General features: G+C 67.6%; 14 protein-coding genes. 9 read left to right on the top strand and 5 right to left on the bottom strand.

The features are described 5' to 3' along the window. Positions 1-133 precede the first annotated feature (133 nt). The 3 genes from AB9O74_RS14700 to AB9O74_RS14690 all read left to right on the top strand — a co-directional run bounded on the left by AB9O74_RS14700 (position 134) and on the right by AB9O74_RS14690 (position 4,792). Positions 134-1,339, top strand: coding sequence for an efflux RND transporter periplasmic adaptor subunit (locus AB9O74_RS14700; RefSeq protein ID WP_369349740.1), 1,206 nt, complete (start codon positions 134-136; stop codon positions 1,337-1,339). A gap of 4 nt (positions 1,340-1,343) precedes the next feature. Continuing rightward, positions 1,344-4,457, top strand: coding sequence for an efflux RND transporter permease subunit (locus AB9O74_RS14695; RefSeq protein WP_369349739.1), 3,114 nt, complete (start codon positions 1,344-1,346; stop codon positions 4,455-4,457). A gap of 110 nt (positions 4,458-4,567) precedes the next feature. Further along, complete coding sequence (locus AB9O74_RS14690; protein WP_241696635.1) at positions 4,568-4,792, top strand: hypothetical protein; 225 nt, start codon at positions 4,568-4,570, stop codon at positions 4,790-4,792. Here the strand turns inward: AB9O74_RS14690 and AB9O74_RS14685 are convergent. Next, the gene (locus AB9O74_RS14685; RefSeq protein ID WP_346479318.1) at positions 4,789-5,199 is read right to left on the bottom strand and encodes a GFA family protein; all 411 of its coding nucleotides are present in this window, start codon (positions 5,197-5,199) and stop codon (positions 4,789-4,791) included. The genes AB9O74_RS14690 and AB9O74_RS14685 overlap by 4 nt on opposite strands. A gap of 211 nt (positions 5,200-5,410) precedes the next feature. Between AB9O74_RS14685 and AB9O74_RS14680 the strand changes: the two genes are divergently transcribed. Continuing rightward, on the top strand, positions 5,411-6,388 hold the full coding sequence (locus AB9O74_RS14680; protein WP_369349776.1) for a DUF4105 domain-containing protein: 978 nt from the start codon (positions 5,411-5,413) through the stop codon (positions 6,386-6,388). A gap of 38 nt (positions 6,389-6,426) precedes the next feature. Further along, complete coding sequence (locus tag AB9O74_RS14675) at positions 6,427-8,334, top strand: esterase/lipase family protein (protein WP_369349775.1); 1,908 nt, start codon at positions 6,427-6,429, stop codon at positions 8,332-8,334. A 20-nt stretch (positions 8,335-8,354) separates the two neighbouring features. Here the strand turns inward: AB9O74_RS14675 and AB9O74_RS14670 are convergent, their stop codons facing one another. Further along, the gene (locus AB9O74_RS14670; RefSeq protein ID WP_369349738.1) at positions 8,355-9,728 is read right to left on the bottom strand and encodes an MFS transporter; all 1,374 of its coding nucleotides are present in this window, start codon (positions 9,726-9,728) and stop codon (positions 8,355-8,357) included. 91 nt (positions 9,729-9,819) lie between these two features. Between AB9O74_RS14670 and soxR the strand changes: the two genes are divergently transcribed. Continuing rightward, the gene (soxR, locus tag AB9O74_RS14665; RefSeq protein WP_176990998.1) at positions 9,820-10,254 is read left to right on the top strand and encodes a redox-sensitive transcriptional activator SoxR; all 435 of its coding nucleotides are present in this window, start codon (positions 9,820-9,822) and stop codon (positions 10,252-10,254) included. A 134-nt stretch (positions 10,255-10,388) separates the two neighbouring features. After that, complete coding sequence (locus tag AB9O74_RS14660) at positions 10,389-10,808, top strand: hypothetical protein (RefSeq protein ID WP_369349737.1); 420 nt, start codon at positions 10,389-10,391, stop codon at positions 10,806-10,808. Between the two features lie 27 nt (positions 10,809-10,835). Here AB9O74_RS14660 and AB9O74_RS14655 read toward each other — a convergent pair whose 3' ends face one another. Genes AB9O74_RS14655 through AB9O74_RS14645 form a run of 3 tightly spaced genes read right to left on the bottom strand, consistent with a single transcriptional unit; the run spans position 10,836 to position 13,028 of the window. Then, complete coding sequence (locus AB9O74_RS14655; protein ID WP_176991069.1) at positions 10,836-11,438, bottom strand: short chain dehydrogenase; 603 nt, start codon at positions 11,436-11,438, stop codon at positions 10,836-10,838. Between the two features lie 60 nt (positions 11,439-11,498). Then, the gene (gene proC / locus AB9O74_RS14650; RefSeq protein ID WP_369349736.1) at positions 11,499-12,320 is read right to left on the bottom strand and encodes a pyrroline-5-carboxylate reductase; all 822 of its coding nucleotides are present in this window, start codon (positions 12,318-12,320) and stop codon (positions 11,499-11,501) included. A gap of 27 nt (positions 12,321-12,347) precedes the next feature. Continuing rightward, positions 12,348-13,028 carry a YggS family pyridoxal phosphate-dependent enzyme gene (locus AB9O74_RS14645; protein WP_369349735.1) on the bottom strand — a complete coding sequence of 227 codons (681 nt, stop codon included), beginning with the start codon at positions 13,026-13,028 and terminating at the stop codon, positions 12,348-12,350. Positions 13,029-13,136: 108 nt separating this feature from the next. On the opposite strand from AB9O74_RS14645, the gene AB9O74_RS14640 reads away from it, so the two are divergent. After that, positions 13,137-14,174, top strand: a complete 1,038-nt coding sequence (locus AB9O74_RS14640; RefSeq protein WP_038690018.1) for a type IV pilus twitching motility protein PilT — start codon at positions 13,137-13,139, stop codon at positions 14,172-14,174. A gap of 51 nt (positions 14,175-14,225) precedes the next feature. Beyond that, on the top strand, positions 14,226-15,362 hold the full coding sequence (locus AB9O74_RS14635; RefSeq protein ID WP_369349734.1) for a PilT/PilU family type 4a pilus ATPase: 1,137 nt from the start codon (positions 14,226-14,228) through the stop codon (positions 15,360-15,362). Positions 15,363-15,392 lie beyond the last annotated feature (30 nt).

Below are 15,392 nucleotides of genomic sequence, written 5' to 3'. Positions count from 1 at the left end.
GGAGGGACTGCAAATGAAAAATGTTTCATGCGGTTTTCGCCGGATCGTCCCCCCGGTTCTCCTATATTCGCCTCGAGCAGTGGCCCTGCTGCCCGGGCCGCGTGCCCCGTTCACGCCTGGAATACCGTCCCCCATGACCGACCCGCTCCCGTCCTCCCCGGCCCTTGGCCCGTTGCCCCGACCCTGGCGCCTGCCACTGCTGGGGCTGGCCGTGGTGTTGGCGCTGGCCGCCTGCAGCCGGGAGGCGCCGAAGGCGAAGGGACCGGCGCCGGAGGTGACGGTGCTCACCCTGCAGACCCGATCGCTGGCGCTGGCCCAGGAACTGCCCGGGCGCACCGTGGCCTCGCAGGAGTCGGATGTACGCCCGCAGGTCTCCGGGGTGCTGCAGGCGCGGCTGTTCGAGCAGGGCGAGGTGGTCAAGGCCGGGCAGCCGCTGTTCCAGATCGAACCGGCGCTGTACCAGGCCTCGGTGAACGAGGCGCAGGCCAACCTGCGCACGGCCGAGGCCTCCGCGGTCGCGGCGCGGCTGCGGGCCCAGCGCATGCAGCAGCTCGGCGTCGGTCAATTGGCGGCGCAGCAGGATGTGGATGATGCCGTGGCCACCCACCAGCAGGCCGAGGCCGCCGTGCAGGCGGCGCAGGCGGTCCGCGATACCGCGCGCACCAACCTGGGCTTCGCCCGCGTGACGGCGCCGATCAGCGGGCGGATCGGCCGCGCACTGTTCACCCCGGGTGCGCTGGTGACCAACGGCCAGGCCGAGCCGCTGGCGCGGATCCAGCAGGTGGATCCGATGAACGTGGACATCACCCAGTCCAGCAACGAGTACCTCGCGCTGCGCCGCGCGATCGCCGACGGCGGCGTGGAAGCGACCACCGCGCCGGTGCAGCTCACACTGTCCGACGGCACCGATTACCCCGTGACCGGCACGCTGGAGTTCGCCGACATCGATGTCGACCAGGAAACCGGCAGCATCACCCTGCGTGCGCAGTTCCCGAACCCGCAGGGCCAGCTGCTGCCGGGCATGTACGTGCGCGCCCAGGTCGGGCAGGGCACCCGCCAGCAGGCCCTGCTGGTGCCGCAGGCCGCGGTGGACCGCAGCCCGAAGGGCGAGGCGCTGGCGTGGGTGGTGGGCCCGGACGGCCGCGTGCATCAACGGACCTTCTCGACGGCGCGTGCGGTGGGCGACCAGTGGCTGGTGCTCGATGGCCTGCGTGCCGGTGAGCAGGTCGTGCTCAGTGGCCGCCAGGGCCTGAGCGAGGGGGCCACGGTGCGGATCAAGCCCGCGGGCGCAGCCGCACCGGCCGCAGCACCCGCCACCGTGCCGGCCGGCGAAGGCTGAGCCGATGCTGCCGCGCTTCTTCATCCACCGCCCGGTCTTCGCCTGGGTCCTGGCCATCTGCATCATGGCGCTGGGCACCATCGCGGTGACCCAACTGCCGGTGGAGCAGTACCCGGACATCGCGCCACCGCAGGTCAACATCACCGCCAATTACACCGGCGCCTCGGCGCAGACGGTGGAGGACAGCGTCACCCAGGTGATCGAACAGCAGATCAAGGGCATCGACCACCTGCTGTATTTCTCCTCCACCAGTTCGTCCTCGGGCCAGGCGCGGATCACGGTCACCTTCGACCAGCGCGCCGACCCGGACATCGCCCAGGTGCAGGTGCAGAACAGCGTCAACCAGGCGATCAACCGGCTGCCGCAGGAAGTGCAGCAGCAGGGCGTCACCGTGGCCAAATCGCAGGGCGATTCGCTGATGGTGGTGGCGCTGTACGACACCCACCGGCGCATGGAGCGGGTGGACGTCTCCGATTTCCTGGTCAGCAACGTGCAGGACCCGATCAGCCGCATTCCCGGCGTGGGCGAGATCAACGTGTTCGGTTCGCCGTATGCGATGCGCATCTGGCTGGACCCGCACAAGCTGCGCGCGTTCGATCTGATGCCCTCGGATGTGCGCACCGCGATCCAGGCGCAGAACACCCAGGTCACCGCGGGTGAGTTGGGTGCGCTGCCCACCGGGCCGGAGCAGGCGCTCAACGCCACCGTCACCGCACAGTCGCGGCTGCAGACCGCCGAGCAGTTCCGCGCGATCATCCTGCGCACCCTGCCCAGCGGCGCCGCGGTGCATCTGGGCGATGTCGCGCGGGTGGAGATCGGCGCGGAGAACTACCAGACCAGCAGCTTCCTCAATGGCTATCCCGCGGCCGGCTTCTCGGTGACGCTGGCCTCCGGCGCCAACGCACTGGAAACCGCCGATGCGGTGCGTGCCGAAATCGAGCGTCTGCGGCCCAGCTTCCCGCCGGGGCTGGAAGTGGCCTATCCGCGCGACAGCACGCCGTTCGTGCGGGTCTCCATCGAGGGGGTCATCCACACCCTGATCGAGGCGATCGTGCTGGTCGTGGTGGTGATGTTCCTGTTCCTGCAGAACCTGCGCGCCACCTTGATCCCGGCGATCACCGTGCCGGTGGTTCTGCTGGGCACGTTCGGCGTGCTGGCGGTGGCCGGGTTCACCATCAACACGCTCACCCTGTTCGCGATGGTGCTGGCGATCGGTTTGCTGGTGGACGATGCGATCGTGGTGGTGGAGAACGTCGAACGCATCATCCACGAGGAACACCTGCCGCCGCGCGAGGCGACCGAGAAGTCGATGGGCGAGATCACCGGTGCGCTGGTCGGCATCACCGTGGTGCTCGGTGCGGTGTTCCTGCCGATGGCGCTGTTCGGCGGTTCGACCGGCATCATCTACCGGCAGTTCTCGATCACGATCGCCTCGGCGATGGCGCTGTCGGCGCTGGTCGCGCTGACCTTGACCCCGGCGCTGTGCGCGACCCTGCTCAAGCCGGCCAGCGCAATGAAGCCGTCCGGCCGCTTCTTCGCCGCGTTCAACCGCGGCGTGGAGCGCAGCCAGAATGCCTACCGCGGCAAGCTGGGTGGGATCGTGGCGCATCCGCGGCGCTGGATGGCGTTCTACGTGCTGCTGGTGATCGGCGTGGTCGTGTTGTACGCACGCATGCCGACCGGCTTCCTGCCGGTGGAAGACCAGGGCCAGGTGACGTTCCAGTTCTCCACTCCCGAAGGCACGCCGATGGCGCGCACCGAAGCGCTGGGCGAGCAGATCAGCCGTTACTTCATGGAGCATGAGAAGGACAGCCTGGACGTGGTGTTCGTGGTGGTCGGCCGCAACAACGCCGGCACCGGGCAGAACGCAGGGCAGGGGTTCATGGCGCTCAAGCCGTGGGCCGAACGCGATGCCAGGCACAGTGCCGGCGCGATCATCGCCCGCGCCAACGCCTGGTTCCGCCACCTGCCCGATGCGAAGGTCAACGTGCTGGCCCCGCCGGCGGTGCGCGGGCTGGGCCAGTCCAGCGGCTTCGAGCTGTGGTTGCAGGACAACAGCGCCGCCGGGCGCCCGGCGCTGCAGGCCGCACAGGAAAAGGTGGTGCAGGCCGCCGGCGATGACGACCGGCTCACCTCGGTCCGGCTCAACGGTCTCGGCGACAAGGCCGAGCTGCATCTGGACATCGACCAGGCGCAGGCCAGCGCGCTGGGCCTGGCCCAGGCCGACATCAATTCAACGCTGTCCTCGGCGTGGGGTGGCACCTACGTCAACGACTTCCTCGACCGCGGCCGGGTCAAGCGCGTGTATGTGCAGGGCGACCAGCCCTACCGCAGCGTGCCCGACGACATCGGCCAGTGGTACGTGCGCGGCAGCAGCGGACAGATGGCGTCGTTCGCCAGTTTCGCCAGCAGCCACTGGTCGCGCGGGCCGCAGCTGCAGCAGCGTTTCAACGGCCTCCCGGCGATGCAGGTGCAGGGCAGTGCCGCCGAAGGACGCAGCTCGGGCGAGGCGATGCAGACGATGCAGGCGCTGGTGGCCGAACAGCCCGGATTCGCACTGCAGTGGAGCGGGCTGTCCTACCAGGAGCAGCTGTCCAGCAATGAGACCTTGTGGCTGTACGCGGCTTCGATCGCCTTCATCTTCCTGTGCCTGGCCGCGCTCTACGAGAGCTGGACCGTGCCGGTGGCGGTGATGCTGGTGATCCCGCTGGGGGGGATCGGCACGGTGATCGCCACCACCGCAGCGGGCTTCGTCAACGACATCTACTTCCAGGTGGGGCTGCTCACCACGATCGGCCTGTCCGCCAAGAACGCGATCCTGATCGTCGAGTTCGCCGAGGCCGAGTACCGCGCGGGCAGCTCGGCGGTGGACGCGGCGCTGAAGGGCGCGCGGCTGCGCCTGCGGCCGATCGTGATGACCTCGCTGGCCTTCGTGGCCGGCGTGATCCCGCTGGCGCTGGCGACCGGCGCCGGTGCGGTCAGCCGGCGCGAGATCGGCGTCAGCGTGATCGGCGGCATGCTCTCCGGCACGCTGCTGGCCATCCTGCTGGTGCCGCTGTTCTTCGTGCTGGTGCGGCGGCTGGGCAAGGCGAAGCCGGTGTCACCGCCAACGCCCTGAACGGCAGGGCGTTGGCCGCGCGATTTCATCTTTCTGACCCATTCCATTCACGGTTTCCATGCCGGCGCGGCAGTAGCGTAGATCGTCCCCACACCGGTTGGAGACATGCCATGAATCCCCTGCAGACGGCGGCCCGCGCCATGCGTAATGGACTGGAAGAAGTGGCAGCGCTGCTGGTCGGCCAGCGCGCCGAGTCCCTGCGCGAGGACGATACGGCCGCACCCGGGGTGGGCATCCCGATGCCGCGCCGGCTGCCGCTCAAGCGCCCGCTGCTGCATGGGCGCAAGGGCATGGCCCCGTGGCAGAAAATCGGCCCGGGCCGCGAGCGCCGCTAAGCGCGGGTGGCATCGGACGGATGATTGACCCCGTCGTTGACCGGCACCTCGCCGATGTCGAACGGATTCACCCCGTCCAGGCAGCCGACGTTGTAGCCGTATTCGTCCGGCGACGAGCGGCGCTGATGATGCGTGTAGATGCCGCACACGCTGCAGAAGTGATGGCGCGCGACGTGGGTATTGAACTGGTACAGGCGCAGGACGTCATGGCCCTGCACGACCTCCAGATCGGCCAGCTTGACCGAGGCGACGATCGCGCCACGTCGCCGGCACATCGAACAGTCGCAGCGGCGGGGCGACACTACGCCGTCGGGCAGGTGCAGGCGCAGGACCACGGCCCCGCAATGGCAGCGCAGCAGATGGTGGCGCTGGATGGGCACCCCGCCCACGGTGGTCAGACCCTGCATGCTTGGCGCTTCCTTGATGGCCGTTGATCGCGCAAGTATGCGACCGGCCCGGGGGGCGGAGCCAGCCCGTGCGGGCTCCCGGGGTGAACGGCGGCCCGAAGCTGAACAGGCTCGACATGCGGCGCACACAGGGGTTATGGCTAACTAGCGCCCCGGATAGACGACGGATCGATGCGTGAAGAAGGCAGGACGATGGGGGCTGGCGCTGCTGATGCTGCTGGCGGCGCTGTGGATCACCGGCTTGCTGGCCTACCAGCTGCCGGGTCCGGGCTGGGTGCGGTATCTGCTGGTCGGGCTGTGGGTCGTGTTCGCCGTCACCGGGGCGATCGGCGTGGCGCGCGCGCGCGCCGGGCGCTGGCCGGGCGTGCTGTACGGCGTGGCGCTGGTGCTCTCGGGCATCTGGTGGCTGCTGCTGACCCCGCGCCAGGACCGGGTCTGGGCCGATGATGTCGCCCAGCGCCTGAAGGTGGCGCAGGTCGATGGCTCGCGCGTGGTGCTCGACAACGTGCGTGACTTCACCTGGCGCAGCGAGACCGACTACGACGCGCGCTGGGTGCGCCGCGAGTACAACCTGGACCAGCTGCGCTCGGCCGACCTGATCCTGTCCTACTGGATGGGGCCCATGATCGCGCACACGCTGATCTCGTTCGGCTTCGATGACGGCCGTTACCTGGTGTTCTCGCTGGAGATCCGCAAGGAGCGCGGCGAGTCCTTCTCCGCGCTGGGCGGCTTCTTCCGCAAGTTCGAGATGACCCTGGTCGCCTCGGAGGAAACCGACATCGTGCGCACGCGTACCAACGCACGCGGCGAAGATGTCTATCTGTACCGCCTGCACGGCATGACCCAGGAGCAGCTCAAGGCACTGTTCGTCTCCTACCTCGGGGAGGCCCGCAAGTTGGATGCCGCGCCAGCGTTCTACAACACGCTGACCAGCAACTGCACGACCATCGTGTACGAACTGGCCAAGCAGATCGCGCCGGGCCTGCCGATGGACTACCGGCTGCTGGCCTCGGGCTACTTCGCCGAGTACGCGCGCGATCTCGGTGTGCTCACGCCGGGCGTGCCGTTCGAGACGCTGAAGGCGCGCGGGCGGATTACCGATCGTGCGCGGGCGAGCAATGAAAACGATGATTTTTCACAGGTGATCCGCCGGGATGTTCCGGGGACAGGGCAGGGAAGCGTTCCATGAGGTTCATTGTGAAACTGCTCGCGCACCGCGCGTTGCCGATGACGGCCGTGGTGCTCTCGCTGCTGCTCTCCAGCGGCTGTGCGATGGTCACCATGAAGCAGGTGGCCCCGACCGAGTACCTCGCCAACAAGCGTGGCGACGTGCTCACCTCGGGCAAGCTCAGCGCCGCCTCGCAGGAAACGCTGAGCGTGATCGGCATGGACGTGGCGCAGTGCGAAAAGGATGTGACTGCGTGCCAGAAGACCCTCGCCGACACCGATGTCCTGCCCGAGGAGCAGCGCTTGTCGGCGCAGTCCGAGCTCTGGGTGAAGACCGCGCTCGCGCTGACCCCGAAGCCCAAGGACCGCGAGAAAACGCCGATGTCCGATGCCGCGCTGGATGCGTGGCTGGAAGCGGCGCGTTATGCCTATGCGTACCTGTTCTTCAGTGGCCGTACGCCGTCCGACCGCGCCTTCGAGGATCGCCAGACCCAGGTCCGGGATTACTACAACTACGCCGCCGAGCAGACCGCCGCGGTGGTGTTCAAGCGCAGCCGCGAAAGCGCGCTCGAGGGCGAGGATTACAATGCCGCCGTGGCCGGTGAGCGCTGGACGCTGACCTCCGATTTCGATGAGCTGCGCATGCAGAGCATCCCGACCCGGATGGTGTCCGCCTCGGCAGTGAGCTTCGCCGGCTTGCGCAGTACCTATCGGCGCGATGGCTTTGGTGCCGAGCTGGTGGTGATCATGGATCCGCCCAAGCTGGTGGCCCCGGCCGATGGCGAGAAGGCGGAGATTCCGCAGTACAGCGAGATGTCGGCGATCAACGCCACCGCGCTGCTGCGCTTCAAGGGCAACGACCTGCGGCAGGTGCTCGATACCACCCAGGTGCTGTTCGATGTGTACTCGCCCGAGTCCACCGAAAGCGTGGACCTGCACGGTGAGAAGGTGCCGCTGGCCGGCAACTTCACCGCCGCCTACGGTATGTGGCTGGCGCAGTCCGGCTTCGCCACGCAGTCGCTGCGTACGCTGTTCGGCCTGAGCGAAGGCATCGGCGCGCCGCACATGTACCTGATGCAGCCGTGGGATCCGAACCGCCGCATCATCTTCATGCTGCACGGCCTGGGCAGCAGCCCGGAAGCCTGGGTGAACGTAGCCAACGAGATCATGGGCGATCCCGAGCTGCGCCGGCATTTCCAGGTCTGGCAGGTGTATTACCCGACCAATGCCCCGATCGCGCTCAACCGCTACGAGATCAACCAGGCCTTCGACAACACGCTCAAGCACTTCGATCCGACTGGCAGCACGCCGGCATCGAAGGACATGGTGTTCATCGGCCACAGCATGGGCGGCGTGCTTGCGCGCCTGCTGGTGACGTCTTCCGGTGATGTGCTCTGGAACGACCTGCTGGCCAACTACGACCTCAAGGGCGAGCGCCTCAAGCGGGTCGAAACCAAGCTGGGCCCGCTGCTGCACTTCACTACCGAACCGAACGTGGAGCGGGCGATCTTCATCGCCGCCCCGCACAAGGGCACGGATATCGCGGGCAATCGGGTAGGGCGTCTGATCGGCCGGCTGGTGCGGCTGCCGATCACCATCCTGGGCAAGTTCGAGGATGTGTTCCTGACCCTGCAGGAATCCGAATCGGCCAACACCACCACGAAGCTGCAGGTGCCCAACAGCATCGACAACCTCAAGGCCAGCGATCCGTTCGTGAAGGCCGCTGGCGCACTGCCGATCACCCCGGGGCTGAAGTACCACTCGATCATCGCCCAGCGCAAACCGGACGTGCCGCTTCTGCAGTCCGACGATGGCCTGGTGCCGTACTGGAGCGCGCACCTGGACGGCGCGGTCTCGGAGAAGGTGATCATTTCCGGGCACAGCGTGCAGGAAACCCCGCAGGCCGTGCTGGAGATCCGCCGCATCCTGCGTGAGGACCTGAAAGAGGTCGGCGACACGCACCCGTAAGGGGCGTGTCCCGCTGACGGTCAGATGCGCCGCGCGACGACGACGCTCAACAGCGCCAGCACCAGCATGATCGCGAAGGTCAGCAGGTAGCCCAACGCTTCCCGGCCGTCCAGGAACAGCGCGAACAGCGAGCCGGACACGGCCAGCGTGGTCGCCACGCCCAAGGCTTCGCTGAGCTGCAGGGCGGAGGTATTGGCGCCCTGTTGTGCCGGCGGTGACAGCGACAGGGTGAGCACCGAGAGGCTGGGATAGATCAGGCCCATGCCCAGCCCGGTCAGTACCCAGCCGATCATCGCCGACCACAGTGGCATGCCCGGTTGGATCGCCAGCGACGTGGCCAGGATGCCCACGCACATCAGCAGCGCGCCGGCCTGCAGCAACTGTCGGCGCGACCAGCCACGCTGCTGGTGGCCCTGCAGCCACGAGCCGGAGAACCAGCCCAGCGCGCCCAGGCTCAGCGCGATACCGGCCACGACGGGCGTCAGCCCCCGTTCGCGCTGCAGCAGCAAGGGCAGGAATGCTTCGCAGCCAAAGAACGCGGAGGCCGCGATCCCGCGCAGCGCGATCACGCTGGGCAGCCCGCGGCGCAGGGTCAGCGTGCCGGTCGGCAACAGCTTCCAGCTGCACAGTGCCAGCACGCCCAGCGCCGGCATCAGCAGCGCCACGGCCCGCCATCCCTGCTGCTGCCCGCCGATGTACAGCGCCAGCGCGCCCAACGAGGCACCCACTGCCCACGGCACGACGTTGCGGCCGGTGCTGCCCGCAGTCACTACGCCGACCTGCCGCAGGGCGGGGCGCAGCAGCAAGGCGGCCGGGATCGCCAGCAGCGGCACGATCAGGAACACCCAGCGCCAGCCGAGGTGCTGCACGATGAGGCCGCTGATGCTGGGGCCGATCAGCGAGGGCACCACCCAGCCGGCGGAGAACGCCGCGAAGACGCGGGGCCGCATCGGCTCGGGAAACGAGCGCCCGACCAGCACGTACAGCGCGACCGAAATCGCACCGGCGCCCAGGCCCTGCATCAGGCGCCCGAGCACCAGCACCGGCATGTGCTGGGCGAAACCGGCCACCAGCAGGCCCGCGATGAAACAGGCCAGGCCCAGCCACAGCGGCCGCGCCGGGCCGCGCTGGTCACTCCAGCGCCCGGACAGCGTCATCCCGATCACGCTGGTGGCCAAGGTGCCGCCGAACGCCAGGGCGTACAGGCGCAGTCCGTCCAGGTCGTGGGCCACGGTCGGCATCGCCGCGGCCACGGCGAGCGCCTCGAACCCATGCAGCGAGACCAGCGCGACCATCCCGATCGTGGTCGCGCGATAGGCCGGCGACAGGATCGACGGGATCGGGGCGTCCTCCACCGGAGCGGTGGTGGGCGGGGAGGAGGCTTCAGCAGACATGCGGATTCCAGACATCGGGAGGAGGGCCGGGCTTGCAGTACACCCCCGGCGGCGCGCAGGATGCCACCTGAACCATGGTTGAGGTCAAGCAGTGATCGCGCAGGAATTGAGTGTAGGCGAAGTCGCCAAGCGGAGCGGCGTGGCCGTCTCGGCGTTGCATTTCTACGAACGCAAGGGCCTGATCCGCAGCCTGCGTACCGCCGGCAACCAGCGCCGTTTCGCGCGCGACGTGCTGCGCCGGCTGGCGGTGATCCGCGTGGCCCAGCGGGTCGGGATGCCGTTGGAAGCGGTGGCGACCGCCTTTGCCGCCCTGCCCGAGAACAAGACGCCGACCAAGGCCGAGTGGGCGAAGATGTCGGCGCTGTGGCGCAGCGAGCTGGACCAGCGCATCGAGCAGTTGCTGCTGCTGCGCGACCAGCTCACCGACTGCATCGGCTGTGGGTGCCTGTCGTTGAAGCGCTGCCGCCTGACCAATCCCGGCGACACGCTGGGCGATCAGGGCGACGGCCCCCGCCGCTGGGAGTAGTGCCGGCCGCTGGCCGGCTCGCGTAGTTCCATCCGTCGCCAGGAGCCGGCCAGCGGCCGGCGCTACCGGGTACTCGGCGGCCGTTCTAGCTAGAATTCCGGTTCCTCGGATTCCTGCAGTGGGAAAAGGCCACCATGGATAGGTATGAACGCCTGCGGATGCTTGAAAACGCGTCGACATCGAACAAGCAGCTCTTCGGCGCCGCCTGTCTGTACCAGTACTGCACTGCGAAAGGGATCCAACACTGTGCATGCGTCGTCGAACTGCTGGCGCATCTGAAGTCCATGCCCATCTCGGAGAATCTGCCTGCATGGGCGGCGGCCGGAGCCGCACTTCAGCTGAGTGGACGAGGCGATGCCCTGCCTGCCGAGATCGAGCACCTGCTGAGCGGGGAGGACGCGGATGAGTTCGGCATGCTTGTCGAATGTGTGGTGGAGATCGGCCTCGTGGACATGTTTGGCGGGAGCACCGACCTTCCGCTGCAGTTTGCTCGACGGACCATCGAGATATTGGAGCGGGCAGGGATACAGATTCCAGACCCTTCCCTCGAATAGGATCTCTTGAAGAGGCGAACCTGCGCCTCACCAGACGGTGAACACCTGCCCGCTCTGTATGCCTTCCACGCTACGCTGGTATGCCAGCGACGCGCGCTGCGCCGTCACCGGTTCAAAGCCCGGGAAATACGCGCCGTAGTCGTCCATCGACTCGGCCAGCACGTTCGGGCTGACTGCATTGATGCGCAGCCCGCGCGGCAGTAGCTCGCAGGCGGCGGCACGCACGAATCCTTCCAGCGCGGCGTTGGCGGCTGTGGCGTTGGCACCGTCGCGGATCGGCTGGGCACTGATGATGCCGCTGGTCAGGGTGATCGAGCCGCCGGTGTTCAGGTGATGCTGGGCGGCCAGGCTCAACCGCACCTGACCGAGCAGCTTGTCCTGCAGCCCCAGGTTGAAGTCGGCCGGCCGCATCTGCGCCAGCGGACCGAAGTGCACCTGGCCGGTGGTCGCGATCACCGCATCGACCTTGCCTACCTTCGCGAACAGCGCGTCCACGCTGGCGTCGTCGGTCAGATCGACCTGCACGTCGCCGCCGTGGCGACCGGCGCGGATCAGTTCGTGGTGGACGCCGAGGGTGTTGGCGACCGCCTGGCCCAGGGTGCCGCTGGCACCGACAAGCAGGATCTTCATGTGCATGTTTCCCTTAAACGTAGGGGGTAGTGCCACGCGATGCGTGGCTGCGTCTGGTCGTCAATCATTCGCCGCCGACAATGCCTGCCCGCGCGTCGTCGCCGCGTCGATCGCGCGCGCGACCATGGCTTCAAAGCCGTCGGCCTGGAAACGCTCGATCGCGGCCTGGGTGGTGCCGTTCGGCGAGGCCACGCGGCGGCGCAGCTCGGCCGGGGCTTCGCCGGATTCGTCCAGCATGCGCGACGCACCGAGCAGGGTCTGCACGACCAGCGTGCGGGCCGCGTCGGCGGGCAGGCCCTGGGCGATGCCGGCGGCTTCCATCGCTTCGGCCAGCAGGAACACGTAGGCCGGGCCACTGCCGGAGACGGCGGTGACCGCATCCATGCGCGCTTCGTCGTCGATCCACACGGTGCGCCCGGCGCTGGCCAGCACGGTATCGGCCTGCGCGCGCTGCGCGTCGCTCACCGCGGCGGTGGCGAACAGCCCGGTGACGCCGGCGCCGAGCAGGGCCGGCGTGTTGGGCATCGCACGGACCACGGCCTGGCCGCCACCCAGCCAACGGTCCAGCTGGCCGCTGGTGATGCCGGCGGCGATGGAGACCACCAGCGGCTGCTTGCCGTGGGCGATATCGGTCAGCGAAGCGCAGACATCGCGCAGCACCTGAGGCTTCACGGCCAGCACCCAGACCGTGCCCTGCGCGGCGGCTTCGCTCGCGCTGGCGTAGGTCCTGATGCCGAACTCGGCAGTCAGCTGATCACGCAGTCCGGTCACCGGCTCGGCGACGTGGATGCTGGCCGGGGCCACGCCCTGGCGGACCAGGCCGGCGATCAGGCTGCGGGCCATGTTGCCGCCGCCGATGAAGGTGATGGGGGACGTGCTCATGAACTCTCCTTGGAACGGGCGGGGCGCTCAGGCGGGTCGCGGGCGGGCGCCGAACAGCGCGGTGCCGATGCGGACCATCGTGGCGCCATGGGCGATGGCTTCAGGGTAGTCGCTGCTCATCCCCATCGACAGCGTATCCACCTGCGGATGCGCTGCGGCCAGCGTGGCGAACAACGCGGCCATGGTGGTGAAGGCCGCCTGCCGGCGGTCCGTCTCCGGCCAGGGCGCCGGGATCGCCATCAGCCCGCGCAGGCGCAGCTGCGGGGCGGCGGCAATGGCAGCGGCGAGGGTCTGGATGTCCTGTGGGGCGCAGCCGTGCTTGCTGTCCTCGTCATCGATGTTGACCTGGATCAGCACATTCAGCGGCGGGTGGGTGGCCGGGCGGTGCGTGGCCAGCGCTGTGACCAGCTTGGGCCGGTCCACGCTCTGCACCCAGTCGAAATGGCGGGCGGCCAGCTCGGCCTTGTTGGACTGCAGGTGGCCAATCAGGTGCCATTCCAGGCCCAGTGTCGCCAACGCCTCGATCTTGGCTACCGCTTCCTGCACGTAGTTCTCGCCGAAGGCCCGCTGGCCCTGCGCGGCCAAGGCCTGCACGGCCTCGGCCGGCTGGGTCTTGGAGACCGCCAGCAGGACGGGGTCTGGCCGCCCGGCGGCCACCGCCGCGTTGTGCAGGTTCGTCAGGATGGCAGGCAGGGTCTGGGCGGTCACGGCGGGTCCGGTGGATCAGGGGCTGGAGCGTATTGTGCACATCTCGATCTATACTGCCGCCCGGGGAAAGAACCTTCCAGTCGCAGCAGTCATGGGGAGTAGCAGCGCATGGATATCGCCGAACTATTGGCGTTTTCTGTAAAGAACAAAGCGTCGGATCTTCATCTGTCGGCCGGCCTGCCGCCGATGATCCGCGTCGACGGCGATGTCCGCCGCATCAACATTCCGGCCCTGGACCACAAGCAGGTCCACGCGCTGGTGTACGACATCATGTCGGACAAGCAGCGTCGCGATTACGAAGAGTTCCTCGAGGTCGATTTCTCGTTCGAGATTCCCTCGCTGGCGCGCTTCCGTGTCAACGCCTTCAACCAGAACCGCGGCGCGGGTGCGGTGTTCCGTACCATTCCGTCCGAGGTGCTCACGCTGGAAGACCTGGCCGTGCCGCCGATCTTCCGCGAGCTGATCGACCAGCCGCAGGGCCTGATCCTGGTGACCGGCCCGACCGGTTCGGGCAAGTCGACCACGCTGGCGGCGATGATCGACCACATCAACAAGAACGAATACGGCCACATCCTCACCGTCGAGGATCCGATCGAATTCGTGCACACCTCGCAGAAGTGCCTGATCAACCAGCGCGAAGTGCATCGTGATACGCACGGCTTCAACGAAGCGCTGCGCTCGGCCCTGCGTGAAGACCCGGACATCATCCTGGTCGGCGAACTGCGCGATCTGGAAACGATCCGTCTGGCGCTGACCGCCGCGGAAACCGGCCACCTGGTGTTCGGTACGCTGCACACCAGCTCGGCGGCCAAGACCATCGACCGCATCATCGACGTGTTCCCCGCCGGTGAAAAGCCGATGGTGCGCTCGATGCTGTCCGAGTCGCTGCGCGCGGTGATCTCGCAGGCACTGCTGAAGAAGGTCGGTGGCGGGCGTACCGCAGCCTGGGAAATCATGGTCGGCACCCCGGCCATCCGCAACCTGATCCGCGAAGACAAGGTCGCGCAGATGTACTCGGCGATCCAGACCGGCCAGCAGATGGGCATGATGACCCTGGACCAGCACCTGCAGGATCTGGTCAAGCGCAGCCTGATCACCCGCAACCAGGCGCGCGAGTACGCCAAGGACAAGCGGATTTTCGAATAGTGGTAGTGCCGGCCGCTGGCCGGCTCCTGAAAACCTTCGGAGTACACCGCGATGAGCACCACCACCATCGACTTCACCTCGTTCCTCAAGCTGATGGCGCACCAGAAGGCGTCGGACCTGTTCATCACCGCGGGCATGCCGCCGGCGATCAAGGTCAACGGCAAGATCTCGCCGATCACCCAGACCCCGTTGACGCCGCAGCAGAGCCGCGACCTGGTGCTGAACGTGATGACGCCGGCGCAGCGCGAAGAGTTCGAGAAGACCCACGAATGCAACTTCGCCATCGGCCTGTCCGGTGTCGGCCGCTTCCGCGTGAGCTGCTTCTACCAGCGCAACCAGGTCGGCATGGTGCTGCGCCGGATCGAGACGCGCATTCCCACCATCGAAGAGCTGAGCCTGCCGCCGATCATCAAGACGCTGGCGATGACCAAGCGCGGCATCATCCTGTTCGTGGGCGCCACCGGTACCGGCAAGTCCACCTCGCTGGCGGCGATGATCGGCTACCGCAACCACAATTCGACCGGCCACATCATCACCATCGAAGACCCGATCGAATTCGTGCATAAGCACGAGGGCTGCATCATCACCCAGCGTGAAGTCGGCATCGATACCGACAGCTGGGAAGCCGCGCTGAAGAACACGCTGCGCCAGGCGCCGGACGTGATCATGATCGGCGAAGTACGTACCCGCGAGGGCATGGACCACGCCATCGCCTTCGCCGAAACCGGCCACCTGGTGCTGTGCACGCTGCACGCCAACAACGCCAACCAGGCGATGGACCGCATCATCAACTTCTTCCCGGAAGACCGCCGCAACCAGCTGCTGATGGATCTGTCGCTGAACCTCAAGGGCGTGGTCGCCCAGCAGCTGATTCCGTCGCCGGATGGCAAATCGCGCAAGGTCGCGATGGAGATCATGCTGGGTACGCCGCTGGTCCAGGATTACATCCGCGACGGCGAAATCCACAAGCTCAAGGAAGTGATGAAAGAGTCGGTGCAGCTGGGCATGCGCACCTTCGACCAGAGCCTGTTCGAGCTGTACCAGGCAGGCGAGATCAGCTACGAGGACGCGCTGCGCTACGCCGATTCGCAGAACGAAGTCCGCCTGCGGATCAAGCTCTCGCAGGGCGGCGATGCACGCACGCTGTCGCAGGGCCTGGATGGGGTGGAGATTTCGGAGGTCCGCTGAGGCGGGGCGGTGGGGCGCACGACCAACGGT

Origin of the sequence: Stenotrophomonas sp. JAG2 (genome assembly GCF_041080745.1) — a bacterium.
Lineage (GTDB): Bacteria > Pseudomonadota > Gammaproteobacteria > Xanthomonadales > Xanthomonadaceae > Stenotrophomonas > Stenotrophomonas maltophilia_AA.
This window is presented reverse-complemented; position numbering and strand designations above follow the sequence as displayed.

Excerpts from the sequence above, each read along its gene's own strand:
- AB9O74_RS14680 (WP_369349776.1), top strand. The coding sequence starts at position 5,411 with ATGCTGCTGGCGGCGCTGTGGATCACCGGCTTGCTGGCCTACCAGCTG.
- AB9O74_RS14635 (WP_369349734.1), top strand. The coding sequence starts at position 14,226 with ATGAGCACCACCACCATCGACTTCACCTCGTTCCTCAAGCTGATGGCG.
- AB9O74_RS14700 (WP_369349740.1), top strand. The coding sequence starts at position 134 with ATGACCGACCCGCTCCCGTCCTCCCCGGCCCTTGGCCCGTTGCCCCGA.
- proC (WP_369349736.1), bottom strand. The coding sequence starts at position 12,320 with ATGAGCACGTCCCCCATCACCTTCATCGGCGGCGGCAACATGGCCCGC.
- AB9O74_RS14695 (WP_369349739.1), top strand. The coding sequence starts at position 1,344 with ATGCTGCCGCGCTTCTTCATCCACCGCCCGGTCTTCGCCTGGGTCCTG.
- AB9O74_RS14670 (WP_369349738.1), bottom strand. The coding sequence starts at position 9,728 with ATGTCTGCTGAAGCCTCCTCCCCGCCCACCACCGCTCCGGTGGAGGAC.
- AB9O74_RS14640 (WP_038690018.1), top strand. The coding sequence starts at position 13,137 with ATGGATATCGCCGAACTATTGGCGTTTTCTGTAAAGAACAAAGCGTCG.
- AB9O74_RS14660 (WP_369349737.1), top strand. The coding sequence starts at position 10,389 with ATGGATAGGTATGAACGCCTGCGGATGCTTGAAAACGCGTCGACATCG.
- AB9O74_RS14690 (WP_241696635.1), top strand. The coding sequence starts at position 4,568 with ATGAATCCCCTGCAGACGGCGGCCCGCGCCATGCGTAATGGACTGGAA.
- AB9O74_RS14685 (WP_346479318.1), bottom strand. The coding sequence starts at position 5,199 with ATGCAGGGTCTGACCACCGTGGGCGGGGTGCCCATCCAGCGCCACCAT.
- AB9O74_RS14655 (WP_176991069.1), bottom strand. The coding sequence starts at position 11,438 with ATGAAGATCCTGCTTGTCGGTGCCAGCGGCACCCTGGGCCAGGCGGTC.
- AB9O74_RS14675 (WP_369349775.1), top strand. The coding sequence starts at position 6,427 with ATGACGGCCGTGGTGCTCTCGCTGCTGCTCTCCAGCGGCTGTGCGATG.